General features: G+C 53.5%; 19 protein-coding genes. 4 read left to right on the top strand and 15 right to left on the bottom strand.

Annotation, left to right across the window (positions count from 1 at the left end; all coding sequences use genetic code 11):
- Nucleotides 1–13: 13 nt before the first annotated feature.
- The 7 genes from SK50_RS09970 to SK50_RS09940 form a co-directional block, all read right to left on the bottom strand.
- On the bottom strand, nucleotides 14–2,278 hold the full coding sequence (locus tag SK50_RS09970) for a ComEC family protein (RefSeq protein WP_017693698.1): 2,265 nt from the start codon (nucleotides 2,276–2,278) through the stop codon (nucleotides 14–16).
- Between the two features lie 212 nt (nucleotides 2,279–2,490).
- Nucleotides 2,491–2,778, bottom strand: coding sequence for an integration host factor subunit beta (ihfB, locus tag SK50_RS09965; protein ID WP_003858233.1), 288 nt, complete (start codon nucleotides 2,776–2,778; stop codon nucleotides 2,491–2,493).
- Nucleotides 2,779–2,948: 170 nt separating this feature from the next.
- The gene (rpsA, locus tag SK50_RS09960; RefSeq protein ID WP_003858235.1) at nucleotides 2,949–4,622 is read right to left on the bottom strand and encodes a 30S ribosomal protein S1; all 1,674 of its coding nucleotides are present in this window, start codon (nucleotides 4,620–4,622) and stop codon (nucleotides 2,949–2,951) included.
- A 111-nt stretch (nucleotides 4,623–4,733) separates the two neighbouring features.
- On the bottom strand, nucleotides 4,734–5,417 hold the full coding sequence (gene cmk / locus SK50_RS09955; protein ID WP_015570968.1) for a (d)CMP kinase: 684 nt from the start codon (nucleotides 5,415–5,417) through the stop codon (nucleotides 4,734–4,736).
- A gap of 185 nt (nucleotides 5,418–5,602) precedes the next feature.
- Nucleotides 5,603–6,886: a 3-phosphoshikimate 1-carboxyvinyltransferase gene (gene aroA, locus SK50_RS09950; protein ID WP_017693699.1), complete on the bottom strand. Its 1,284-nt coding sequence runs from the start codon at nucleotides 6,884–6,886 to the stop codon at nucleotides 5,603–5,605.
- A 68-nt stretch (nucleotides 6,887–6,954) separates the two neighbouring features.
- Nucleotides 6,955–8,043 (bottom strand): 3-phosphoserine/phosphohydroxythreonine transaminase, encoded by a 1,089-nt coding sequence (gene serC, locus SK50_RS09945; RefSeq protein WP_017384829.1) that lies wholly within the window; start codon nucleotides 8,041–8,043, stop codon nucleotides 6,955–6,957.
- A 162-nt stretch (nucleotides 8,044–8,205) separates the two neighbouring features.
- Nucleotides 8,206–8,898, bottom strand: coding sequence for a DUF421 domain-containing protein (locus SK50_RS09940; protein WP_048229346.1), 693 nt, complete (start codon nucleotides 8,896–8,898; stop codon nucleotides 8,206–8,208).
- A 127-nt stretch (nucleotides 8,899–9,025) separates the two neighbouring features.
- On the opposite strand from SK50_RS09940, the gene ycaO reads away from it, so the two are divergent.
- The 4 genes from ycaO to pflA all read left to right on the top strand — a co-directional run bounded on the left by ycaO (nucleotide 9,026) and on the right by pflA (nucleotide 15,329).
- Nucleotides 9,026–10,786, top strand: a complete 1,761-nt coding sequence (gene ycaO, locus SK50_RS09935; protein WP_015570974.1) for a 30S ribosomal protein S12 methylthiotransferase accessory factor YcaO — start codon at nucleotides 9,026–9,028, stop codon at nucleotides 10,784–10,786.
- Between the two features lie 407 nt (nucleotides 10,787–11,193).
- Nucleotides 11,194–12,051 carry a formate transporter FocA gene (gene focA, locus SK50_RS23835; protein ID WP_017384832.1) on the top strand — a complete coding sequence of 286 codons (858 nt, stop codon included), beginning with the start codon at nucleotides 11,194–11,196 and terminating at the stop codon, nucleotides 12,049–12,051.
- Between the two features lie 51 nt (nucleotides 12,052–12,102).
- A complete protein-coding gene (gene pflB, locus SK50_RS09925) occupies nucleotides 12,103–14,385 on the top strand; it encodes a formate C-acetyltransferase (RefSeq protein ID WP_015570975.1) in 2,283 nt (760 codons plus the stop codon).
- Nucleotides 14,386–14,588: 203 nt separating this feature from the next.
- Entirely contained in the window at nucleotides 14,589–15,329 is a 741-nt protein-coding gene (gene pflA, locus SK50_RS09920; protein WP_003858250.1) for a pyruvate formate lyase 1-activating protein, read from the top strand.
- Nucleotides 15,330–15,365: 36 nt separating this feature from the next.
- Here pflA and SK50_RS09915 read toward each other — a convergent pair whose 3' ends face one another.
- From SK50_RS09915 to lolA, 8 genes are all read right to left on the bottom strand, one after another.
- Nucleotides 15,366–15,887, bottom strand: coding sequence for an anti-virulence regulator CigR family protein (locus SK50_RS09915; RefSeq protein ID WP_017693702.1), 522 nt, complete (start codon nucleotides 15,885–15,887; stop codon nucleotides 15,366–15,368).
- Nucleotides 15,888–16,009: 122 nt separating this feature from the next.
- Nucleotides 16,010–17,158, bottom strand: a complete 1,149-nt coding sequence (locus tag SK50_RS09910; RefSeq protein WP_003858254.1) for an MFS transporter — start codon at nucleotides 17,156–17,158, stop codon at nucleotides 16,010–16,012.
- Nucleotides 17,159–17,432: 274 nt separating this feature from the next.
- A complete protein-coding gene (locus SK50_RS09905) occupies nucleotides 17,433–18,296 on the bottom strand; it encodes a dimethyl sulfoxide reductase anchor subunit family protein (RefSeq protein ID WP_017693703.1) in 864 nt (287 codons plus the stop codon).
- 1 nt (nucleotide 18,297) lies between these two features.
- Nucleotides 18,298–18,915, bottom strand: coding sequence for a DMSO/selenate family reductase complex B subunit (locus SK50_RS09900; protein ID WP_017384835.1), 618 nt, complete (start codon nucleotides 18,913–18,915; stop codon nucleotides 18,298–18,300).
- A gap of 10 nt (nucleotides 18,916–18,925) precedes the next feature.
- Nucleotides 18,926–21,370, bottom strand: a complete 2,445-nt coding sequence (dmsA, locus tag SK50_RS09895) for a dimethylsulfoxide reductase subunit A (protein WP_015570977.1) — start codon at nucleotides 21,368–21,370, stop codon at nucleotides 18,926–18,928.
- Nucleotides 21,371–21,581: 211 nt separating this feature from the next.
- Nucleotides 21,582–22,874: a serine--tRNA ligase gene (serS, locus tag SK50_RS09890; protein ID WP_003858266.1), complete on the bottom strand. Its 1,293-nt coding sequence runs from the start codon at nucleotides 22,872–22,874 to the stop codon at nucleotides 21,582–21,584.
- 92 nt (nucleotides 22,875–22,966) lie between these two features.
- Nucleotides 22,967–24,310 carry a replication-associated recombination protein RarA gene (gene rarA / locus SK50_RS09885; protein ID WP_023296220.1) on the bottom strand — a complete coding sequence of 448 codons (1,344 nt, stop codon included), beginning with the start codon at nucleotides 24,308–24,310 and terminating at the stop codon, nucleotides 22,967–22,969.
- A gap of 9 nt (nucleotides 24,311–24,319) precedes the next feature.
- Nucleotides 24,320–24,934 carry an outer membrane lipoprotein periplasmic chaperone LolA gene (gene lolA / locus SK50_RS09880; RefSeq protein ID WP_017384837.1) on the bottom strand — a complete coding sequence of 205 codons (615 nt, stop codon included), beginning with the start codon at nucleotides 24,932–24,934 and terminating at the stop codon, nucleotides 24,320–24,322.
- Nucleotides 24,935–25,030 lie beyond the last annotated feature (96 nt).

Raw genomic sequence — 25,030 nt, 5'->3', positions numbered from 1 at the left:
ATAGCCGCATATTCTACCCGTTATCTACGGGCGCGCCAAACCACTGATGATACCAACGCGGTAAATAGTGTTCGCGTAAGCGACGAATTTGCCGACTATGGTGCGAAAAGGTCACAGATATCTGCCCGGAATGCGGGGTATCAAGCCAGAGATATCCCTCCGTTCGATAGCGCCGGACCACTTTAATAGAAGGGAAACGCCACGCGTTATAGCGAGCCATCGAGGCCAACGAAACCTGCCCCTCTACGCGCTGTAGCAACGGTGTTGAAGATGACGTGTTACTTCCATGATGCGGCACCTGGATCAGTGTAGACGCAAGCTGACGCCAGCGATGGCTTAGCATTGCCAGTTCTGCCTGCGCTTCAATGTCTCCGGTCAGTAACACGCTCTGTTCGCCGTCATCGATTTTTACCACACAGGAGCGGTTGTTACCTTTCGCCGAGGTGTTTTCGGGTGGCCAGTGCACGGAGAACGTTAAACCCTGCCACTGCCATCGCTGTCCTCGAAAGCACGGAAGATGTCCGGACCAGGATAAGGGGCTCCTGATCCACATTGCGGGCCAGGCAGCTTTTAGCGATGCCAGTCCCCCCGCGTGGTCGAGATGTTCATGGCTCAGGATCGCCCCTTCCGGTTTCAGATGATGCCAGCGTAGCCAGGGGATAATCAGCTGCTGCGCACTGTCCCCACCGGGCCATGCCAGCCCGGTGTCATACAGAATGGCCTTCCCGTGACGCTCAATGACCATCGCCATCCCCTGCCCTACATCCAGCATATGCAGGGACCAGCTGTCTGTTTTAACCCTGTGCCAGAGGGGAAAGGCCAGCACCACGCTGCCTGCCAGACAGACTGCGGGTGCTGCGCTGAAGGCCCTGAATCGCCAGCCAATGACCAGCAGCCACGGCAGTAACGTCAGGTATTGCCAGCGTTCATCAACGTCCTGCCAGCCATTCGGTAAACGCATCAATAGCCAGAAAAGCCCTGCCAGAGATTTATCAGTAGCCAGCCAGACAATACTTTCCAGCGCAGCGACCGGAAACAGATGCAGAAACATGCCGAGCAGGATCAGCGGAACTGAGATAAACGTGACCAGAGGAACGGCAAACAGGTTCGCCACCAGCGAGGAGAGGCTGAAACCATGGAAAATCAGGACCTGAAGCGGCAACAGAAGCAGCAGCATTCCAACCTGCAAATACACTAGCGTCGCCAGCGGCCGCAGGCACCGGCCACGTTGCCAGTGCGGGAGAGGCAACCACTGATACCAAAAAATAAGCGCGGCGACCGCAAACGCTGACAACGCCAGGCTTTGTGACAGTACCGCCAGTGGGTCGAAAATCAGGATCGCCGCCACGCAGGTAAGCCATACCTGCCAGGGCGACCACTGGCGACCACTCATTTTTAATGCAGCCAGTACCACAAGCGCGATAACCGTGCGCAGCGCGGGCGGCTGCAAGCCCGTTAGCCATGCGTAAAACGCGGCAAAAATCAGCCCTGCCAGCAAGGGGATTTGCCAGATAATCCAGCGGCCCGGCAGGAAGAACTGAATGCCCCGCGCCAGAAACCAGATGACAGAAGCGGCCAGCGCAATATGTAATCCCGAGATTGCCATCAGATGCATCGTTCCGGTATCACGCATCAGGATTTTTATCTCCCGCGAGACCGACAGCCGCTCTCCCATCCCCAGCCCCAGGATCACGGATCCCCACTGATATGCTGAAAGAGTATTCTGTAGTGATGTCAGGTATTGCGCACGCAGACTACAGCCTTCGTCAACGAGCGCCGCATGGGTAAACCGTCCACTCAGCGTCTGGTGTCGGGCAAAGGCATTTTTCTGTGAATCATAGCCGCCATCGTTGAGTTCTCCGTGTACCGCCCTGAACCGCAGGGTCATTGCCCAGCGTTGACCCACGCAGACGTTTTGCGGCAGATAGTTGCCATACAGCGCCACGCCCATGGCAGCCCACACGCGTTCTCCATTGAGGCTGACAATCCTTCCCTGATGCATCGTTGCGCCGTCCGTTGCGGTAATGACCACCTCGGCCTGCTGCGGTGCTTGCGTTAAATAGTTCATCGGCCACACGCTTTCCTGAGCGGCCAGGATCCCCCAGCACATAAAAAGCAATGCGAGTCCTGAAAACCTGAGCCATTTTCTCTGCTGTACGGATAACGCAATTCCTGCGGCAATCAGCAACCAGACAAGATGCAAATCTGGCAAAACGGGTAACCAATAGAGCGGGATTATGGCCAGAATGGCGCACATACTGATAACGTGGATCTCCATCTTCACCTCCATGTTTCAGGCGATTATGCGGCGGGACTGATGCATCGTCAGACAGAAAAAACGTGATTTACAGCGGGCGCTGCAACCTTTTTAAGCGTTTACAGCAAGGAGAAAATTTAAATGCGGCGCGTATTCAGAAATGCAGGGGCGGGATACAAAAAAAGCACCCTAAGGTGCTTTCTTTAAACTCAGTTTAACCCTGATGATTAAACTCAGTTACCGTAAATATTGGCGCGATCGCGCAGTTCTTTACCCGGCTTAAAGTGCGGAACATACTTTCCTTCCAGCTCCACTTTATCGCCAGTCTTCGGGTTACGCCCGGTACGTGGTGCACGATAGTGCAGAGAAAAACTACCGAAACCGCGGATTTCAATGCGCTCGCCCTGGGCAAGAGTGGTAGCCATATGCTCCAGCATCTCTTTAACGGCATCTTCCACAGCCTTGGCAGGGATATGCGGTTGCTGACTGGCAAGTCTTTCAATCAATTCTGACTTGGTCATGATTCCTCCGGTTCCTTTCAAACCCATTAGCTGAACAGCTTATTAAACAAGGGCGGCCGTAGCCGCCCTTTGTTATTGATTACAGGACGAATCCTGCAATCTGTCAAGTCTGCTCTCCATCCTTCGCGCTGTAAATGCGTTACAGCTCAAATGATGGTGCGAACCTGAACTTACTCGCCTTTAGCTGCTTTGAAAGCTTCAGCCATTGCGTTGTTAGAGAAGTTTGCATCTTCCTGTTTGTTCACAGTTGCGATTGCATCTTTCTCATCAGCTTCGTCTTTAGCACGAACAGACAGGCTGATTGCACGGTTCTTACGGTCAACACCGGTGAACTTAGCTTCAACGTCGTCACCAACGCTCAGAACCAGAGTTGCATCTTCAACGCGGTCACGTGAAGCTTCGGAAGCGCGCAGGTAACCTTCAACGCCGTCAGCCAGTTCTACGGTTGCGCCTTTAGCGTCAACAGCAGTCACTTTACCGTTTACGATTGCGCCTTTCTTGTTCAGTGCAACCCAGTTGTTGAACGGATCTTCTGCGAGCTGTTTAACGCCCAGGGAGATACGCTCACGCTCTGCGTCAACTTGCAGAACAACTGCTGCGATTTCGTCGCCTTTTTTGTATTCACGAACTGCTTCTTCGCCTGCAACGTTCCAGGAGATGTCAGACAGGTGAACCAGGCCATCGATGCCGCCGTCCAGGCCGATGAAGATACCGAAGTCAGTGATAGACTTGATTTTACCTTCAACACGGTCGCCCTTGTTGTGGGTTTCCGCGAACTGCTGCCATGGGTTGTTTTTGCACTGCTTCAGGCCCAGGGAGATACGACGACGTTCTTCGTCGATATCCAGAACCATCACTTCCACTACATCACCAACGTTAACAACTTTGGATGGGTGGATGTTTTTGTTGGTCCAGTCCATTTCGGAAACGTGCACCAGACCTTCAACGCCTTCTTCGATTTCAACGAAGCAGCCGTAGTCAGTCAGGTTGGTAACGCGACCAGTCAGTTTAGTACCTTCTGGGTAACGCTTAGCGATAGCTACCCATGGATCTTCGCCCAGCTGTTTCAGGCCGAGGGATACACGAGTACGCTCGCGGTCGAACTTCAGCACTTTAACAGTGATTTCGTCGCCCACGTTCACGATTTCGCTTGGGTGCTTAACGCGTTTCCACGCCATGTCGGTGATGTGCAGCAGGCCATCAACGCCGCCCAGGTCAACGAATGCGCCGTAGTCAGTGAGGTTCTTAACGATACCTTTGACTTCCATGCCTTCCTGCAGGTTTTCCAGCAGCTGATCGCGTTCTGCGCTGTTTTCGGATTCGATAACGGCACGACGGGAAACAACAACGTTGTTACGCTTCTGGTCCAGCTTGATTACTTTGAACTCAAGCTCTTTGCCTTCGAGGTGCAGGGTGTCACGGACTGGACGAACGTCTACCAGAGAACCTGGCAGGAACGCACGAATACCATTCAGCTCAACAGTGAAGCCACCTTTAACTTTGCCGTTGATAACACCGACCACAGTTTCAGCTTCTTCGTAAGCTTTTTCCAGCGTGATCCATGCTTCGTGACGTTTAGCTTTCTCACGAGACAGCAGGGTTTCGCCGAAGCCGTCTTCTACTGCGTCCAGAGCAACGTCAACTTCGTCACCAACCTGGATTTCCAGCTCGCCCTGGGCGTTTTTGAACTGCTCAGCCGGGATGGCAGACTCAGATTTCAGACCGGCGTCAACCAGTACAACGTCTTTGTCGATAGCAACAACAACGCCACGAACGATGGAACCCGGACGGGTTTCGATTTCTTTTAAGGATTCTTCAAACAGTTGAGCAAAAGATTCAGTCATGTTTAATCTTCAGGTTAATATTAACGTCCACCTGGCTCCGTGCCGGATGGGGTTGTTTCACATACCCGCCGTCAATCCATTGCAGCGGGGGTACTGCTAAATCGGTCGCGATTACGCGAGTGCCAGTTTTTGGCGCGCATATTGTAGCGCTTTTTCAATCACTTGCTCAATAGTTAAACTGGTTGAATCCAGCACTAATGCGTCTTGCGCGGGAACAAGTGGTGCGACGGCGCGGTTACGATCGCGGTCATCGCGCTCTTTTATCTCGGATAAAAGGCGATCAAAGTTAACACTAAACCCCTTTTCCTGCAACTGAAGCATGCGGCGTTGAGCACGTTCTTCTGAAGAGGCGTCAAGGAAAATTTTCACTGGCGCATCGGGGAATACCACGGTTCCCATGTCGCGGCCGTCGGCGATCAGCCCCGGCGCTTCACGGAAACCGCGCTGGCGACGTAACAGCGCTTCACGAACGCGTGGGAAAGCCGCCACCTGAGAGGCCGCATTGGCCACTTCTTGCGTACGGATTTCACCGCTGACATCTTCCCCTTCCAGGATCACTTCAAGGTTGCCATCGGTCGAGACAAAGCGCACATCCAGATGCGCAGCCAGCGGTACCAGCGCTTCTTCAGACGCAACATCCACATGATGATGCAGCGCAGCCAGCGCCAGCACGCGATAGATTGCTCCCGAATCTAAAAGATGCCATTGCAATGCTTCCGCCATCGCTTTGCACAGAGTACCTTTCCCTGCGCCACTTGGCCCATCAATGGTGATTACCGGGGCAATTGCCGTCATCTTTTTCTCCTTAATTAAGGCATACCGTTTACATGAACGCCGCGCATTATACGCGCCAACGTGCGCAACTGTTACCTTTGCGTGCAAATTACGGAATGATTGAAGCAGAGTGTAGAAGAAATGAAAGAGGATGAGTGTCAGAAAGCGTAAGGAAATGCCGCATCAGGTGATGCGGCATACGATCATCAGGCCAGGGTGCTAATGCGCGCCAGCTGTTCGAAGTAGTCCGGGAACGTTTTTGCCGTACACTTCGGATCAAGGATAGTGACTGGCGTATCTGACAACGCCACCAGCGAGAAACACATCGCCATGCGGTGATCGTTGTAGGTACCAATTTCTGCAAATTGCAGTTTTGCCGGCGGCGTGACGCGAATGTAGTCTTCGCCCTCTTCTACCTCGGCCCCCACTTTACGCAGCTCGGTTGCCATCGCGAACAGGCGGTCCGTCTCTTTCACACGCCAGTTGTAAATGTTTCGCAGCGTGGTGGTGCCTTTCGCAAACAGCGCAGCGGTGGCAATGGTCATCGCCGCATCCGGAATATGGTTCATATCCATATCGATGGCGTTCAGCTCACCGTGGGTGCAGGAGATGAAGTCATCGCCCCAGGTCACCACCGCGCCCATTTTTTCCAGCACGTCAGCAAAACGGATATCGCCCTGCACGCTGTTGCGGCCAATGCCCGTCACTTTAACCGTACCGCCTTTAATCGCGCCTGCGGCAAGGAAATAGGAGGCGGATGAAGCATCGCCTTCAACCAGGTAGTGGCCCGGCGACTGGTACTGCTGCCCACCGCGAACCACGAAACGCTGATAAGACTGGTTTTCCACCTCAACACCAAAGGTGTTCATCAGGTGCAGGGTGATATCAATGTACGGCTTAGAAACCAGGTCGCCTTTAATGCTGATGACGGTGTCCTGTGGTGCCAGCGGTGCGGTCATCAGCAGCGCGGTCAGGAACTGGCTGGAAACGCTACCGTCAACCTCAACATTGCCGCCAGTGAATCCCCCGCGCAGACGCAGGGGCGGGTAATTTTCCTGCTCAAGATAATCAATCTGCGCGCCGCCCTGACGCAGGGCATCCACCAGATGGCCGATCGGACGCTCTTTCATTCGCGGCTCACCGGTCAGCACAATATCGTTACTCCCCAGACACAGCGCAGCGGCCAGAGGACGCATCGCGGTACCGGCGTTACCCAGGAAAAGCTTCAGCGCTTCAGCAGAATGTAACGCGCCGCCGTTACCGGTGACTTCACAACGGGTACGATCGTCAGACAGCGCGTACTGAACGCCCAACGCTTTCAGTGCATTGAGCATATGGCGCACGTCATCGCTGTCCAGCAGATTAGTGAGGACGGTGGTGCCGTTTGCCAGAGCTGCCAGCAGCAGAGCGCGGTTCGAGACACTTTTTGAACCAGGCAGATTAATGGTGCCATCTACCCGCGCGATAGGTTGTAACGTCAGGGATTCCATGAAACTCAACTCTCAACTCAACATAATAAAAACCCCGCAGGAACGCTGCGGGGGTGAAAAACAGCCAATTAACCGTGACGACGTTCGAAGTCGATCATGAAATCAGTCAGGGCTTTAACGCCCTCCAGCGGCATGGCGTTATAGATAGAGGCGCGCATTCCGCCTACCACACGGTGGCCTTTCAGCGCATGCAGACCCGCCGCGAAGGACTCTTCCAGGAACACATTATCCAGGTTGCTGTCCGCCAGCTGGAACGGCACGTTCATGCGCGAACGGTTAGTTTTGGCGACATCGTTACGGTAGAAATCGCTCTTGTCGATCACGCCGTACAGCAGTTCAGCCTTTTGCTGATTGATCTTATCCATCTGCGCCACACCGCCTTTTTGCTTCAGCCATTTGAAGACCAGGCCGGAGAGATACCAGGCAAACGTTGGTGGGGTGTTGAACATGGAATCGTTGTCGTTCAGGACGGTGTAATCCAGAATTGACGGGCAAGACTTATGGGCTTTCCCCAGCAGGTCTTCACGCACAATAACGATAGTCAGACCCGCAGGACCGATGTTTTTCTGGGCACCCGCGTAGATGACGCCGTAGCGGCTGACATCCAGCGGGGTGGACAGAATGGTTGAAGAGAGATCCGCCGTCACAATGACATTTTCGCCAAAGTCTGGCTCTTCGTGAATGGCAATACCGTCGATGGTTTCGTTCGGGCAGTAGTGAAGATACGCGGCGTTGTCAGAAAGCTGCCACTCACTCATCGGCTTCACGGCGCGCAGACCGTCAACGGTCACTTTGGCATCGATGACATTCGGCGTGCAATATTTGTGCGCTTCTTTTACCGCACTGGCCGCCCAGTAGCCGGCATCAACGTAATCAGCGGTGGTTTTGTCGCCCAGTAGATTGAGCGGGATACCCGCAAACTGGCCGCGTCCACCGCCATGACAGAACAATACTTTGTAGTTCGAGGGAATGTTCAGCAGATCGCGAAAATCCTTTTCTGCTTCTTCCGCCACCTGAATAAACGCTTTACCCCGGTGGCTGACTTCCATCACCGACGTACCCAGACCGTTCCAGTCACACAGCTCCTGTTGAGCCTGTTTGAGCACGTCTGCCGGTAACATTGCCGGACCTGAACTGAAATTAAAGACTTGAGCCATTTCCCCTCACCACGCTAAAAGCCATAAGTTATAACTGTGGATATCGGTTTTATCATTCAGTGACACGCGCCGCAATGTCTAAAACTGATGGCCGAAGAAATGTGCCCCTCGTCACACAATACAATCTGCCGTACCGTTGTCACAAAACCGACAAAATCGCTGTCAGGTGTTACGTTTAGCCCGGCTAACCTTCGTCCATTCTGGATTCGTACAGCGGGGGCATAATTGATGATCGCCCGCCTGCATAACCACGACATGACTACATTTTATGCAGGCGTACTCGCCCGCTTCAGGTACAGTTTTGTATCGCTCGATGAGCATATCCGGCAGGATGCACAGGCCGGGCTTCACCTCATCGTCGAAATAGTAATAGACGCTGATTTGACCATTCGTTTCCATAATCGCCAGACGCACCTGCCCCAGTTGCTCAACGCTGCTCAAACGGAGTTCCATAAAGAACTCAAACTCCGTCATATTGGCGCTTTGCACATTCTCCCAGGCCAGTTGACCATCTTCGACAATCACCACCGGCTTCCCTTCGAGCAGATCTTCCAGTTTCTCACTTTTCGACATCAGCCACATGACCAGCCGGTACAGCAGTGCAAGCGTCACGAAGACGATAAAGACCGGCACCATCGGCACATCGTCATAAAAGGCAACGTCCCCTGCCGCCGACCCCAGCGTCAGGATGATCAGCACTTCAAACAGCGACATCTGCCGCACGCCGCGACGTCCGGTGATTTTCAGAAACAGGAAAACGAGTACAAAGGTGTACAGGCTGCGCAGCGCTACTTCGCCTAAAAACTCAGGAGGGACTTTATCAAACGCCATCCGCTGGAGATCGAAAGCTTTCATTTTTTTATGCCTTAACAGTAGGTTACTGCTTATAAGCATAGTCCAGCCATTTATTTTCGCCGGAGATAGCACCCGTCACGCAAAACCCGTATCATTGCGCGCTTTACGTACGATAAAAGTGAACGCCATGACTCAAACGTTTATCCCCGGCAAAGACGCCGCTCTGGAAGATTCCATCGCTCGCTTCCAGCAGAAACTGACCGACCTGGGCTTTAATATCGAAGAAGCCTCCTGGCTGAATCCGGTGCCTCACGTCTGGTCCGTGCATATTCGCGACAAAGACTGTGCGCTGTGCTTTACCAACGGTAAAGGCGCGACCAAAAAAGCGGCACTGGCCTCTGCGCTGGGTGAGTATTTTGAGCGTCTGTCCACCAACTACTTCTTCGCCGACTTCTGGCTGGGCGAAACTATTGCCAACGGTCCGTTCGTTCACTATCCGAACGAAAAATGGTTCCCGCTGACCGAAAACGATGAACTGCCGGAAGGCATTCTCGATGCCCGCCTGCGCGCGTTCTACGATCCGGAAAACGAACTGACCGGCAGCATGTTGATCGACCTGCAATCCGGCAATGAGGATCGTGGGATCTGCGCCCTGCCGTTCACCCGTCAGTCTGACGAGCAGACCGTTTATATCCCGATGAACATCGTCGGCAACCTGTATGTGTCTAACGGCATGTCTGCCGGTAATACCCGCAACGAAGCGCGCGTGCAGGGATTGTCTGAAGTTTTCGAGCGTCATATCAAAAACCGCATTATTGCTGAATCCATCAGCCTGCCGGAGATCCCGGCTGACGTGCTGGCGCGCTACCCGGGCGTGGTGGAATCCATCGCCAAACTGGAAGCAGAAGGTTTCCCAATCTTTGCTTATGACGGCTCTCTGGGCGGCAAATATCCGGTTATCTGCGTGGTACTGTTCAACCCGGCAAATGGCACCTGCTTCGCCTCCTTCGGCGCGCACCCGGACTTCGGCGTGGCGCTGGAGCGTACCGTAACCGAACTGCTGCAAGGTCGTAGCCTGAAAGATCTCGATGTCTTTACTCCGCCAACCTTTGATGACGAAGAAGTCGCCGAGCACACCAACCTCGAAACACACTTCATCGACTCCAGCGGTTTGATCTCCTGGGATATGTTCAAACAGGACGCGGACTATCCGTTCGTGGACTGGAGCTTTGCCGGTACGACGGAAGAAGAATTCGCCACCCTGATGGCGATCTTCAACGCGGAAGATCAGGAAGTTTACATTGCCGACTATGAACACCTCGGCGTTTACGCGTGCCGTATTATTGTGCCAGGTATGTCGGACATTTATCCGGCAGAAGATCTGTGGCTGGCGAACAACAGCATGGGCGCGCATCTGCGTGAAACCCTGCTGGCCCTGCCAGGCAGCGAGTGGGATAAAGAAGATTATCTGAACCTGATCGCCCAGCTGGACGAAGAAGGACACGATGATTTCACCCGCGTGCGCGAACTGCTGGGTCTGGCGACCGGAAAAGATAACGGCTGGTACACCCTGCGCATCGGCGAGCTGAAAGCGATGCTGGCGCTGGCGGGCGGCGATCTGGATCAGGCTTTGGCCTGGACCGAGTGGACGATGGAGTTTAACCAGTCCGTCTTCTCCGCCGAGCGCACTAACTATTACCGTTGCCTGCAAACGCTGCTCCTGCTTTCTCAGGAAGACGACCGCGAGCCATTGCAGTATCTGAACGCCTTTGTACGTATGTACGGTGCGGATGCCGTTGAAGCTGCCAGCGCGGCGCTGAGCGGTGAAGAACCATTCTACGGCCTGCAAGCGGTTGACAACGATCTGAAAGCCTTCCCGGCGCATCAGTCACTGCTGAATGCGTATGAAAAATTGCAGAAGGCAAAAGCCGCTTACTGGTCAAAATAAGCGCATATAACATTAATGGCTGTAGGCGTATTCAATCGCCTGAGCTATATTACGGGGCAATTTCATTGCCCCTTTTTTTTTTATTTTTCCGCAATGACGTTTAATTGTAATAATTAAGTTAACCACGGGTAAATATAAAAACGCTTACCTGAGCTTTACTGTTACTAATTATAATAAATACTCCATTTTAATTAACTGTTCCACGGGAGGCTGAAGGAAAAAATTCAACTCTTTTCATAACTTTTAAAATTTATTTTTATACGGATAATCAAATACTTACTCCGCTTTTGCTGTAAAACCATACACACTGCGGGCCTATAAGCCAGGCGAGATATGATCTATATCAATTTCTCTTCTATAATGCTTTGTTAGTATCTCGTCGCCGACTTAATAAAGAGAGAGTTAGTGTGAAAGCTGACAACCCTTTTGATCTATTACTCCCCGCTGCGATGGCGAAAGTTGCCGAAGAAGCGGGTGTCTACAAAGCCACGAAACATCCGATGACGACGTTCTTTCTGGCCATTACGGCTGGGGTGTTCATCTCCATCGCTTTCGTCTTCTATATCACAGCCACCACCGGCACTGCCGGGATGCCTTTCGGCATAGCGAAACTGATTGGTGGTATTTGCTTCTCACTGGGCCTGATTCTCTGCGTCATCTGCGGCGCCGACCTCTTCACCTCAACGGTGCTGATTGTGGTGGCAAAAGCCAGCGGAAGAATTACCTGGGGTCAACTGGGGCGCAACTGGCTCAACGTTTACGTTGGCAACCTGATTGGCTGTCTGCTCTTTGTTCTGTTGATGTGGCTCTCTGGCGAGTATATGACCGCCAACGGCGGCTGGGGGCTTAACGTCCTGCAAACCGCCGACCACAAAATGCACCATACATTTATCGAAGCTGTTGCTCTCGGCATCCTCGCAAACCTGATGGTCTGCCTGGCGGTCTGGATGAGCTACTCTGGTCGTAGCCTGATGGATAAAGCCATGATTATGGTTCTGCCGGTTGCGATGTTTGTTGCCAGCGGCTTTGAGCACAGTATTGCGAATATGTTCATGATCCCGATGGGGATTGTTATCCGCAACTTTGCAAGCCCGGAGTTCTGGACTGCTGTAGGTTCAACCCCGGAAAGTTTTTCACACCTGACTATTATGAACTTCATTACTGATAACCTGATCCCCGTCACTATCGGGAACATTATCGGTGGGGGTCTGTTAGTTGGGTTGACATACTGGGTCATTTACCTGCGTGGCGGCGATCATCATTAATGGTTGTCTCAGGCAGTAAATAAAAAATCCACTTAAGAAGGTAGGTGTTACATGTCCGAGCTTAATGAAAAGTTAGCCACAGCCTGGGAAGGTTTTACGAAAGGTGACTGGCAGAATGAAGTCAACGTCCGTGACTTCATTCAGAAAAACTATACCCCGTATGAAGGTGACGAATCCTTCCTGGCTGGTGCGACTGACGCAACCACCAAGCTGTGGGACAGCGTAATGGAAGGCGTTAAACTGGAAAACCGCACTCACGCGCCAGTTGATTTTGACACCTCCGTTGCTTCTACCATCACTTCTCACGATGCTGGCTACATCAACAAAGCCCTTGAGAAAATCGTTGGTCTGCAAACTGAAGCACCACTGAAACGCGCAATCATCCCGTTCGGTGGTATCAAAATGGTTGAAGGTTCCTGCAAAGCGTATAACCGCGAGCTGGACCCAATGCTGAAAAAAATCTTCACCGAATACCGTAAAACCCATAACCAGGGCGTATTCGATGTTTACACCAAAGACATTCTGAACTGCCGTAAATCTGGCGTTCTGACCGGTCTGCCAGATGCCTATGGCCGTGGCCGTATCATCGGTGACTACCGTCGCGTTGCGCTGTACGGTATCGACTTCCTGATGAAAGACAAATACGCACAGTTCGTCTCTCTCCAGTCTGACCTGGAAAACGGCGTAAACCTGGAAGCGACTATCCGTCTGCGTGAAGAGATCGCTGAACAGCACCGTGCGCTGGGTCAGATCAAAGAGATGGCGGCTAAATACGGCTGCGATATCTCTGGTCCTGCAACCAACGCTCAGGAAGCTATCCAGTGGACCTACTTCGGCTACCTGGCCGCTGTTAAGTCTCAGAACGGTGCAGCAATGTCCTTCGGCCGCGTATCCACCTTCCTGGATGCGTACATCGAACGTGACCTGAAAGCAGGCAAAATCACCGAACAAGACGCTCAGGAAATGATTGACCACTTGGTCATGAAACTGCGTATGGTTCGCTTCCTGCGTACCCCAGAATATGATGAGCTGTTCTCTGGTGACCCAATCTGGGCAACCGAATCTATCGGCGGTATGGGCGTAGACGGCCGTACTCTGGTAACCAAAAACAGCTTCCGCTTCCTGAACACCCTGTACACCATGGGTCCTTCTCCGGAGCCGAACATCACCGTTCTGTGGTCTGAAAAACTGCCTCTGAACTTCAAGAAATTCGCCGCTAAAGTGTCCATCGACACCTCTTCTCTGCAATACGAGAACGATGACCTGATGCGTCCTGACTTCAACAACGATGACTACGCTATCGCTTGCTGCGTAAGTCCAATGGTTGTTGGTAAGCAAATGCAGTTCTTCGGTGCGCGTGCAAACCTGGCGAAAACCATGCTGTACGCAATCAACGGCGGCGTTGATGAAAAACTGAAAATGCAGGTTGGTCCTAAGTCTGAACCGATCAAAGGCGACGTGCTGAACTATGACGAAGTCATGGAGCGCATGGACCACTTCATGGACTGGCTGGCTAAACAGTACGTGACCGCGCTGAACGTTATCCACTACATGCACGACAAGTACAGCTACGAAGCCTCTCTGATGGCGCTGCACGACCGTGACGTCGTTCGCACCATGGCGTGTGGTATCGCAGGTCTGTCCGTTGCTGCTGACTCCCTGTCTGCAATCAAATATGCGAAAGTTAAACCAATTCGGGACGAAGATGGTCTGGCTATCGACTTCGAAATCGAAGGCGAATATCCGCAGTTTGGTAACAACGACGCTCGCGTTGATGACATGGCGGTTGACCTGGTAGAACGTTTCATGAAGAAAATTCAGAAACTCACTACCTATCGTAACGCTATCCCGACTCAGTCTGTTCTGACCATCACCTCTAACGTTGTGTATGGTAAGAAAACCGGTAACACCCCAGACGGTCGTCGTGCTGGCGCGCCATTCGGCCCAGGTGCTAACCCAATGCACGGTCGTGACCAGAAAGGTGCGGTTGCCTCTCTGACCTCCGTTGCTAAACTGCCGTTTGCTTACGCGAAAGATGGTATCTCTTACACCTTCTCTATCGTGCCAAACGCGCTGGGTAAAGACGACGAAGTGCGTAAAACTAACCTGGCGGGTCTGATGGATGGTTACTTCCACCACGAAGCGTCCATCGAAGGTGGTCAGCACCTGAACGTGAACGTGATGAACCGTGAAATGCTGCTCGACGCGATGGAACATCCTGAGAAATATCCTCAGCTGACCATCCGCGTATCTGGCTACGCAGTACGTTTTAACTCCCTGACGAAAGAACAGCAGCAGGACGTTATTACCCGTACTTTCACTCAGTCCATGTAAGTGGAATTGACTGAAATCACGCGTTAAAAAGCGTACAATAAAGGCTCCACGCAAGTGGGGCCTTTTTAACACCCTCGCTTCATCAGTCTCTTTTGTCCGCTATCTATACTTAATGGATAACAGCCAAAACAGACTCGACATAGCCTTTGAGCTGTGCATCTACATAGGCCCCCGGATGGGCCAAATTCGGAGATATCACCGCAATGTCAATTATTGGTCGCATTCACTCCTTTGAATCCTGTGGCACCGTCGATGGCCCGGGGATCCGCTTTATCACTTTCTTCCAGGGCTGCCTGATGCGCTGCCTGTACTGCCATAACCGTGACACCTGGGACACCCATGGCGGTAAAGAAGTCACCGTTGAGGATCTGATGAAAGAGGTGGTGACCTATCGCCACTTCATGAACGCGTCCGGCGGTGGCGTGACGGCATCCGGCGGTGAAGCCATTCTTCAGGCTGAATTTGTGCGCGACTGGTTCCGCGCCTGCCACAAAGAAGGCATTCATACCTGCCTCGACACCAACGGCTTTGTGCGCCGTTACGATCCGGTTATTGATGAACTGCTTGAAGTGACCGATCTGGTGATGCTCGATCTCAAGCAGATGAACGATGAGATCCACCAGAATCTGGTTGGCGTTTCAAACCACCGTACGCTGGAATTTGCCAAATACATTGCCAATAAAGGCGTCAAGACCTGGATCCGCTACGTGGTGGTGCCGGGCTGGTCAGATGATGATGACTCTGCACATCGTCTGGGTGAATTTACCCGGGATATGGGTAACGTGGAGAAAATTGAACTCCTGCCCTATCACGAACTGGGTAAACATAAATGGGTGGCGATGGGTGAAGAGTACAAACTCGATGGCGTGAAGCCGCCGAAAAAAGAGACGATGGAGCGCGTCAAAGGTATTCTTGAGCAGTATGGCCACAAGGTCATGTATTAACGAAAAGGCCCGGTGAAAACCGGGCCTTTTTATATTCTATTTAAAGACGCCATTAATAACGGAAGTCACAATCGCCGTACTCAGCGCAATTAAGACCAGGTCGTCACCTACCACGCGCCATTCATAGCCCGGATAGGAAGGAAGCTGACCCAGCATATCGGCTGGCACGGTTTTCTTCGCAATGCCCGGAGGCAGTGGCTTACCGCGCGCCAGGTTTTTCGCAATTCCCGGAGGCAGAGAGTCGTAGCCTGTTAAGCCGTAATTCAGTGCCAGATGGCGGGCATGATCGAAGCTCACGCGAGCATCCACATCATTACCGACATCTTTGCTGTTTTTAAAGCTCTTATCCGATTTCCCAGGGTTATCCTGACCGTTATTGTGTTTATTACCATGGTTACCAGCGTTCCCGTTACCATGATTGCCGCTATTACCTTGTCCGCCACCGTTTCCGTAACCACCGCCATTCCCGTTTCCTGGATTAGCCATGGCCGGAACCGTTGCAAACGTTAAAGCCAACACTACGGCAAGTGCGGTAGTGGAAAAACGACGAGTAGACATGATTGCTGCCTTATAGTGGTAAACTCATTTGAATTATCGCCAGGCAGTAAAAACTCACAATAAGTAAAAGTCTTATATGTGACAGGGACAAAAAAGCCTGTCATCGACAGGCTTTTAATAAGTCATGCATGGGCCACTGGCGTTGGATGTTCGCCCACTTTGCGCAGCAGCATTAACAGATAAATAAACGACACGCTGGCGATCATAATAAACAGCAGATTGTCAGAATAATTTTGCATGAGCATAGCGGTAAAAGTCGGCCCCAGTAAACTGCCGATGGTGTAACTCAGCAACAAAGCCTGGTTCATTGCAACCAACTGGTGATGCTCAACTTTCTCACAGGCCCAGGCCATCGCGACCGGATAGAGCGTAAAGCCCGCAGCTCCCAGAATGAACAGCGCAGGCGCCATTGCGGCGTTGCTGAGCATGGCGAGACAGCCCATGATGACCACGAAAACCTGGACGCGCAGCACCAGCAGACGACCAAAGCGGTCCGCCAGGCGGCCAATCGGCCACTGCCCGACAATCCCCGCGCTGACCATCACCGCCATCCAGAAACCGATCCCGGAATCACTGACGCCCTGATGGTTAAGATAGAGCGGCATCAGGCCATAGAGCGAGCCCAGCACAATCCCGGAAATAATGCAGCCGTTAACCCCCAGACGCGCCTGGCGCAGTCTCAGCATCGGCCAGACGTGGGTAGCTTCCTGATGCTCGCTGTTTTGATTCACAATGCGGGTAAAGAGCAGCGGCAGGATCGCCGCCAGAACCATGCCCGTCACCCACGGCAGCACGCTCATCAGGTCGGTTGGCAGTTTGCTGACCATCAGCTGTCCCAGAACGGTACCGACGTAGTAAACCATCATATAGGCCGCCAGCAGACGCCCGCGATTACGGGACGTTCCGCTGCACATTAGCGCACTTTCAACCACCACCCAGATCATGGCGCAGCCGACGCCCGCAATAAAGCGCCAGACCATCCAGCTCCAGAAGCCGACCATGAGGCCTAAACCGGCGCAGCCGACGGCAAAGATCAGCGACGCCAGATAATAACTGCGGTTAAAACCAAAGCGCTTAATAAGGCTGCCCGTTAATAAGGTGCCCAGCAGATTGCCCGTAAAAAAGGACGAGCTAACCATACCCACCTGCCAGGTCGGTAAGTTTTCATGGGCGAGCCATAGCGGGACGAGTGTGTTTAACACCGCGATCGCCAGGGTCAGCAAAAGCAGGCCACAGAGCAACAAAAGCACCGGGCGGGTATAGGTGGTCATGGATTAAAAACCGTGAGGAAGTTCAGATTTCGTGCGCATCATGCCACTGGCAAAAACAAAGTCAATCCACCGATTCAGGCGTCACGCACGTTATGCGCCTTGTCGATTTAAAAAACTCATCCTGCTAATGCAAAGCCTGCTACTGATATTAATTATCTATTTGTTTTTATTTATTTCCGGGAATTTTTACAACGAAACATCAGTCGAAAAATTTCATGAATGAAAAAAGAAAAGCCGGGCGCTATGTCCCGGCTTTTTATAACAAAATCTAAAATTAGCTGGCGATAGCCATACCGACCGTCATATGCAGACCGTAAAATACGCCGCGACCAATTAACTCCCCTGCCAGCACCAGCACAAAGGCCAGGGACAGTAACGGCAGCGCAGGCGAGTAACCTTTAAGCTGAGGGGCAATCCAGCACACCAGCGCCGCCGTCAGCAGCACCACACGCCAGGCCATCAGCGAACCGTAATCCGGCACCAGCGCCGAAGCCTGCTGGATAGAGCTGTGAATGGTCGCCAGCTCCGCTCCCTGCATGAGCGCGACAACGGTACTGATTACCAGCGCCAGCAGCGAGACCGCGGGCAGCAGGCGCATCGCCCAACCATTAATGCCAGCCACACGCAGCAGCAGATAACCCAGCAGCGGCCCGCCAATAAACATGGTCAGGAAGAAGCTCATCGGCGTCCAGACGCTGTACCAGGTCGGAACGGTATCGATGGTGTTGTACACCCGGACCATCATCCAGACGAAGACAACGCCCAGTACCATGGTGACGATGAGCCACAACGCGCGTAACCCTGACGGCAGCTTTTTCACCGCTGCCAGTAACCACCCCAGCCCGCCAACGGCAAAGAAGATTGCCCCGCTGGCAATCTCGTTACTCAGCGAAGAGGCACCTACGCGGTTCAGGGAGTTGAACGCGCGCATCGGTGAGCCCAGGTGCAGCGTAGAGGCGATAAACCCAATGCCCATCAACACCCACAGGCCAAACATGCTTAACACCAAACGCTGCTGCTGTTCAGCATTGAGGTTCCCTTTTAACAGCGCCAGCGCAAGGACGATAAACCCGCCCGCCACGCACTGCCCAAAGACCGTGAAGATCATCAGCGGCCATTCATGCCATCCACTTCCCATCTCACACCTCCTTCGGGTTTGCCAGGTAGCCGGTGGTGTCACCCGTCGGACGGCTGTTGGCGTTAGGTTTAATCACAATACTCGGCTTCGTGAAGTGCGCAGACGGCAGCGGCGCGACGGCAGCAAGCTGACCGTGTTTTTTGCGCAGCTCCTCAATCGGGCCAAAGTCCAGCGCGCGCAGCGGGCAGGACTCGACGCAGATGGGCTTTTTGCCGTCCGCCACGCGGCTGTGGCAGCCGTCGCACTTGGTCATGTGGCCTTTGGCGGCATTGTACTGCGGCGCGCCGTACGGACAGGCCATGTGGCAGTAGCGACAGCCGATGCAGACATCCTCGTCCACCACCACAAAACCGTCGTCGCGCTTGTGCATTGCCCCGCTCGGGCAGACCTTGGTGCAGGCCGGATCTTCGCAGTGGTTGCAGGCAATCGACAGGTAATAGGCGAAGACATCCTGATGCCAGACGCCGTTGTCCTCCTGCCAGTCGCCGCCCGCGTATTCATAAATACGACGGAAGCTAACGTCCGGGGTCAGGTCTTTGTAATCCTTGCAGGCCAGCTCGCAGGTTTTGCACCCGGTGCAGCGGCTGGAATCAATAAAAAATCCATACTGGGTTGTCATCGGTTACTCCTTACGCCTTTTCAACCTGAACGAGGTTTGTGTGGGATGGGTTGCCCTTCGCCAGCGGCGACGGACGCTGCGTAGTGAGAACATTGATGCAGCCCGCCTGATCGATACGGTTCGCATCCGGGTTATACCAGGCCCCTTCCCCCAGCGCGACAACGCCAGGCATCATACGCGGAGTCACTTTAGCTTCGATATGCACTTCGCCACGTCCGTTGAAGATACGTACGCGATCGCCATTACTGATGCCGCGCGCTTTCGCATCCATCGGGTTGATCCACATCTCCTGTCGGCAGGCCGCTTTCAGTACGTCAACGTTGCCGTAGGTGGAGTGAACACGCGCTTTGTAGTGGAAACCGGTCAACTGAAGCGGGAATTTCGCCGTCAGCGGATCGTTGTAGTTTTCGAAGCCTGGCGTATAAATCGGTAGCGGATCGATTACATCCCCTTCCGGCAATTCCCACGTTGCGGCAATTTTTGCCAGCTCTTCGGAGTAGATCTCGATTTTGCCCGACGGCGTGGTCAGCGGATTGGCCTGCGGATCGTCGCGGAAGGCTTTATACGCCACGTGATGTCCTTCGGGATCGCGCTGCTTGTACATGCCCTGCTTGCGGAAGGTATCGAAGTCCGGCAGGTCAGGAATGGCTTTGCGTGAGAGCTCGTGCAGATGGCGCATCCACCCTTCCTGAGTACGTCCTTCAGTGAACTGCTGCTCAACGCCAAGACGTTTCGCCAGCTCGGAAGTCATCTCATAGATGGTTTTGCACTCGAAGCGCGGTTTGATGGCCTGGTCAGTGAAGATCACATAGGACATGTTGCCGCAGGAGGCGTCCAGCGCGAAATCCATCTGCTCAGACGCAGTGCAGTCTGGGAGCAGAATATCGGCATACTTCGCCGATGAGGTCATGTGGCAGTCGATCACCACAATCATTTCGCACTTCTTGTCGTCCTGCAAAATTTCATGGGTGCGGTTGATTTCAGAGTGCTGGTTGATCAGGCAGTTACCGGCGTAGTTCCAGATCATTTTGATCGGCACGTCCAGCTTATCTTTGCCCCGAACACCGTCACGCAGCGCGGTCATTTCCGGGCCGCGCTCGATCGCGTCCGTCCACATAAACATGGAGATGCTGGTCTGAACCGGGTTATCCAGCGTTGGCATACGTTCAAACGGGACTTCATACGAGCCTTCACGCGCCCCGCTATTACCGCCGTGAATACCAACGTTGCCAGTCAGAATCGAGAGCATAGAAATAGCGCGGGTGGCAATTTCGCCGTTCGCGTGACGCTGTGGTCCCCATCCCTGGCTGATATAAGCCGGTTTTGCTGAACCAATTTCACGGGCCAGCTGAACAATACGCTCGACTGGAATGCCGGTAATGGTGGATGCCCACTCAGGGGTTTTCGCTACCCCGTCGCTGCCCTGACCAAGAATGTACGCTTTGTAATGCCCGTTAGCCGGTGCGCTGGCTGGCAGGGTCTTCTCGTCATAACCCACGCAGTATTTATCAAGGAACGGCTGATCGACGAGGTTTTCAGTGATCATCACATACGCCAGCGCATTGACCAGCGCCGCATCGGTACCAGGGCGAATAGGGATCCACTCGTCTTCACGTCCCGCGCCGGTATCGGTATAGCGCGGATCGACGATGATCATACGTGCGTTGGATTTGGCGCGCGCCTGCTCAAGATAATAGGTTACCCCACCGCCGCTCATCCGGGTTTCGCCTGGGTTGTTACCGAACAACACCACCAGTTTACTGTTTTCGATATCCGACGGGCTGTTACCGTCTGCCCAGCCGCCGTAGGTGTAGTTCAGCCCCGCAGCAATCTGTGCGGAAGAGTAGTCGCCGTAATGATTGAGATAGCCGCCGCAGCAGTTCATCAGGCGCGCCACCAACGTTTTACCCGGCGGCCAGGAGCGGGTCATGGTACCGCCCAGCGTCCCGGTGCCGTAGTTGAGGTAGATGGATTCGTTGCCATACTCTTTGATCAGGCGCTGCATGTTAGTCGCGATAATATCGTAGGCTTCGTCCCAGCTAATACGCTCGAACTTCCCTTCCCCACGCTTACCGACGCGCTTCATTGGGTATTTCAGACGATCCGGGTTATAAACGCGACGGCGCATTGAACGGCCACGCAGACAGGCACGAACCTGATGTAACCCTTCGTAGTTATCATCGCCGGTATTGTCTGTTTCGACATATTTGATTTCACCGTCCACAACATGCATACGCAGAGGACAACGGCTACCACAGTTAACGGTACAGGCACTCCACACCACTTTTTCCGGGGCTGAAGCGGGAGACAGAGCCTCCGCCGCCGACGCCAGACGGGTAAAAGGGAGCGTAAAGGCGCTGCTGGCAACCGCCAGACCGCCTATTGCCGTGGTTTTCATCAACCCACGGCGAGTGACCTCGGCAGCCATTAACGCTTCAGGCGCTTTGATTTTCATAAAGACTCACTTTGGTTGCTCACAAAGAAATAAAGGGCGGCATATACCGCTATATAGTTTTATGTATAACGATATTTTTGGTTATCAGTGTTTTATGCTGACTTTCGTTCGGAGGAGTATTACTACTTTAGAGGGAGGGGTTATTGCTTCGTATCAAATCAGAGGCATAAAAAAAGCGCCCTGAGGCGCTTTTTTGTCTTAGAGCAAATAATTAGCCGATGAACTGCTGGCCTTTCATGTAAGGGCGCAGCACTTCAGGGATCTCAATGCGTCCGTCAGCCTGCTGGTAGTTTTCCAGCACAGCAACCAGCGTACGGCCTACTGCCAGACCAGAACCGTTCAGGGTATGAACCAGACGGGTTTTCTTGTCAGATTTGCTGCGGCAACGCGCCTGCATACGACGCGCCTGGAAATCCCAGACGTTGGAGCAGGAGGAGATTTCACGGTAGGTGTTCTGCGCAGGCACCCAGACTTCAAGGTCGAAGGTTTTGCAGGCACCGAAGCCCATGTCGCCGGTGCAAAGCGCCATACGGCGGTACGGCAGGCCCAGCAGCTCCAGCACTTTCTCAGCATGACCGGTCATCTCTTCCAGCGCGTCCATAGACTCTTCCGGACGAACGATCTGCACCATCTCAACTTTATCGAACTGGTGCATACGGATCAGACCGCGCGTATCGCGACCGTAAGAACCGGCTTCAGAACGGAAACATGGAGAGTGCGCGGTCAGTTTGATTGGCAGATCGTCTTCGTCGATGATCTCATCACGCACGAGGTTGGTCAGCGGCACTTCCGCGGTTGGGATCAGCGCGTAGTTGCTGCTGTCTGCTTCCTCGTCCAGCGGACGGGTGTGGAACAGATCGCCGGCAAATTTCGGCAACTGGCCGGTACCGTACAGCGTATCGTGGTTAACCAGATACGGAACGTAGGTTTCGCTGTAGCCGTGCTGCTCGGTGTGCAGATCCAGCATGAACTGCGCCAGAGCGCGGTGCAGATGGGCAATTTGACCTTTCATGACCACAAAGCGAGAACCCGTCAGCTTAACCGCAGCCGCAAAGTCCAGGCCCGCGTGCATTTCGCCCAGCGTGACGTGATCGCGCACCTCAAAGTCAAACTCGCGAGGCGTGCCCCAGCGTTTCACTTCAACGTTGTCGTTTTCGTCTTTGCCGACAGGCACGCTGTCGTCAGGAATGTTCGGGATCGCCAGAGCGATATCACGAATTTCAGCCTGAAGAACGTCTAGTTCAGCTTTCGCCTGATCCAGCTCTTCACCCAGTTTGTTCACTTCCAGGCGTAATGGCTCAATATCTTCCCCGCGCGCTTTCGCCTGGCCAATGGATTTCGATCGAGAATTACGCTCTGCTTGCAGATTTTCAGTTTGTACCTGCAAAACTTTACGACGCTCTTCAAGAGCGCGCAGCTTATCTACATCCAGCTTAAAGCCCCGGCGTGCCAGTTTTTCAGCGACTGCGTCTGGCTCATTACGCAGCAGATTGGGATCGAGCATGCTTATCCTGTGCTTATCGAATTAAAAAAGGAAAAAGTGACCACAGCCTGCGGCCACAGAGATATATTGCCAACATTACCGCAACGATTGAACTAACGGTAGCGTTTTATAGGGCTATTTTGATCCTGTCCGGCAAGCCAGGCGAGCTTTTCGCCAATCTTACCCTCAAGACCTCTGTTTGTGGGATGATAATAGCGGGTTTGTGCCATCTCCTGTGGAAAATACTCTTCCCCGGCGGCGTAGGCATTGGGTTCATCATGGGCGTAGCGATACTCCTGCCCGTAACCCATCTCTTTCATCAATTTGGTTGGCGCATTGCGCAGATGAACCGGCACATCGTAGTCCGGACGTTCACGTGCATCTGACATCGCCGCTTTGAAGGCGGTATACACCGCGTTACTTTTCGGCGCGCAGGCCAGATAGACAATTGCCTGCGCAATGGCACGCTCACCTTCCGCGGGTCCGACGCGGGTAAAGCAGTCCCAGGCGGAAATAGCGACCTGCATGGCGCGTGGATCGGCATTACCGACATCTTCTGACGCGATGGCCAGGCAGCGACGCGCGACATATAACGGATCGCCACCGGCGGTAATGATCCGCGCGTACCAGTAGAGCGCCGCATCCGGGGCGCTGCCGCGCACGGACTTATGTAATGCCGAGATCAGATCGTAAAAACGATCGCCTTTATTATCGAAGCGTGCGCTGCGTTCACCGGCTATTTCGGTGAGCAACTCAGGTTTAAGTACCCGCTTGCCCGCATCGTCCACTTCGGCCATATCGGCCATCATTTCCAGCGTGTTCAGCGCGCGGCGCGCATCGCCGTTGACCAGTTCCGCAATCGCCCGACGCGTGTCGTCCGGCAGAACGATATCCTGCCCGCCGTAGCCGCGCGCCTTATCCTCCATCGCCTGGGTCAGAACCTTTTCGATATCCTCTGTGGTCAGGGATTTAAGCAGGTAAACGCGGGCGCGGGAAAGCAGCGCGGAGTTGAGTTCAAACGACGGGTTTTCCGTGGTTGCGCCGATGAAGAAAATCGTGCCGTCTTCAATGTGCGGCAGAAACGCATCCTGCTGGCTTTTATTGAAACGGTGGACTTCATCGACAAACAGAATGGTGCGGCGCCCGGCATTACGGTTTTGCCGCGCGCGCTCGATCGCCTCACGAATCTCCTTCACGCCGGAGGTAACCGCCGAGATGCGCTCAACGTCCGCGTTAGCATAGCGGGCGATCACTTCAGCGAGGGTTGTTTTGCCGGTGCCGGGTGGCCCCCAGAGGATCATGGAGTGCAGATGCCCCGCCTCTATGGCGCGCGGCAAGGGTTTCCCCGCAGCCAGCAGGTGTTGCTGGCCGATGTACTGCGCTAAATTTTCTGGCCGCATACGGGCGGCCAGAGGTTGAAACGCATTATCTGAAAAATCGAGCGACAGGTTGCTCACTCATGCCTCTTACTTATTACGTTGGTCGTCCACCGTTACGCCCTGCGGCGGGGTAAAGGTGAATTTCGAAGCATCTACGGCGCCGTTTTGCTGAGACTTAAGCTGATAGCTACTGCGCTGATCGTCCTGCTCAACCGCACCGAACTGATTGATGGTACCGTTGCTGCTCACGTTAATGGTGAACTGCTTCAGGTTACCGTTGCTGCCTTTTGGCGTCAGGACGAACTCATCACCGTTTTGTTTAATGTTGTACTGCTGCCAGTCGCTGGACTGGTTACGGGCAATGAGCATAAACGGCGTATTGCTGGTCGCGTCTTTCAACCAGGTGGCGGTCGCCTGCTCAACAAACGGGTTGTAGAACCATAAGGTTTTCCCGTCGGACACCAGCACGCTTTCATCCGGCTGGGTCATGTGCCAGTTGAAGAGATTCGGGCGTTTCACCCACAAATCCCCCTGACCTTCCTGCACCGCGTTGCCACTGCCGTCAGTCACTTTTTGCGTGAAGCTGGCGTGGAAGCTGCTCACTTTATCCAGTCGGCTTTTAAGGTCGCTGGCTGCATCAGCCCAGACGCTGCTGGCAACAAAACTGGAGAGTAATGCACAGACGATGGCGATTTTTTTCATTGTTATTCCTTAAAATACGTCTTCCCGATATGGGGTTCCGTTTCTATTCTGGACCTGCCCGAAGGCAGGCGACAGAAGAATATGCTTAATTTTTGC

The organism is Enterobacter sp. BWH64 (assembly GCF_001037645.1).
Classification (GTDB): domain Bacteria; phylum Pseudomonadota; class Gammaproteobacteria; order Enterobacterales; family Enterobacteriaceae; genus Enterobacter; species Enterobacter hormaechei_C.
Note: the sequence above shows the minus strand (reverse complement) of the source record. Positions and strands in the feature narration are given on the sequence as shown.

Coding starts and splice junctions, on each gene's coding strand:
- SK50_RS09970 (WP_017693698.1), bottom strand. CDS start 2,278: ATGGAGATCCACGTTATCAGTATGTGCGCCATTCTGGCCATAATCCCG.
- ihfB (WP_003858233.1), bottom strand. CDS start 2,778: ATGACCAAGTCAGAATTGATTGAAAGACTTGCCAGTCAGCAACCGCAT.
- rpsA (WP_003858235.1), bottom strand. CDS start 4,622: ATGACTGAATCTTTTGCTCAACTGTTTGAAGAATCCTTAAAAGAAATC.
- cmk (WP_015570968.1), bottom strand. CDS start 5,417: ATGACGGCAATTGCCCCGGTAATCACCATTGATGGGCCAAGTGGCGCA.
- aroA (WP_017693699.1), bottom strand. CDS start 6,886: ATGGAATCCCTGACGTTACAACCTATCGCGCGGGTAGATGGCACCATT.
- serC (WP_017384829.1), bottom strand. CDS start 8,043: ATGGCTCAAGTCTTTAATTTCAGTTCAGGTCCGGCAATGTTACCGGCA.
- SK50_RS09940 (WP_048229346.1), bottom strand. CDS start 8,898: ATGAAAGCTTTCGATCTCCAGCGGATGGCGTTTGATAAAGTCCCTCCT.
- ycaO (WP_015570974.1), top strand. CDS start 9,026: ATGACTCAAACGTTTATCCCCGGCAAAGACGCCGCTCTGGAAGATTCC.
- pflB (WP_015570975.1), top strand. CDS start 12,103: ATGTCCGAGCTTAATGAAAAGTTAGCCACAGCCTGGGAAGGTTTTACG.
- pflA (WP_003858250.1), top strand. CDS start 14,589: ATGTCAATTATTGGTCGCATTCACTCCTTTGAATCCTGTGGCACCGTC.
- SK50_RS09915 (WP_017693702.1), bottom strand. CDS start 15,887: ATGTCTACTCGTCGTTTTTCCACTACCGCACTTGCCGTAGTGTTGGCT.
- SK50_RS09910 (WP_003858254.1), bottom strand. CDS start 17,158: ATGACCACCTATACCCGCCCGGTGCTTTTGTTGCTCTGTGGCCTGCTT.
- SK50_RS09905 (WP_017693703.1), bottom strand. CDS start 18,296: ATGGGAAGTGGATGGCATGAATGGCCGCTGATGATCTTCACGGTCTTT.
- SK50_RS09900 (WP_017384835.1), bottom strand. CDS start 18,915: ATGACAACCCAGTATGGATTTTTTATTGATTCCAGCCGCTGCACCGGG.
- dmsA (WP_015570977.1), bottom strand. CDS start 21,370: ATGAAAATCAAAGCGCCTGAAGCGTTAATGGCTGCCGAGGTCACTCGC.
- serS (WP_003858266.1), bottom strand. CDS start 22,874: ATGCTCGATCCCAATCTGCTGCGTAATGAGCCAGACGCAGTCGCTGAA.
- lolA (WP_017384837.1), bottom strand. CDS start 24,934: ATGAAAAAAATCGCCATCGTCTGTGCATTACTCTCCAGTTTTGTTGCC.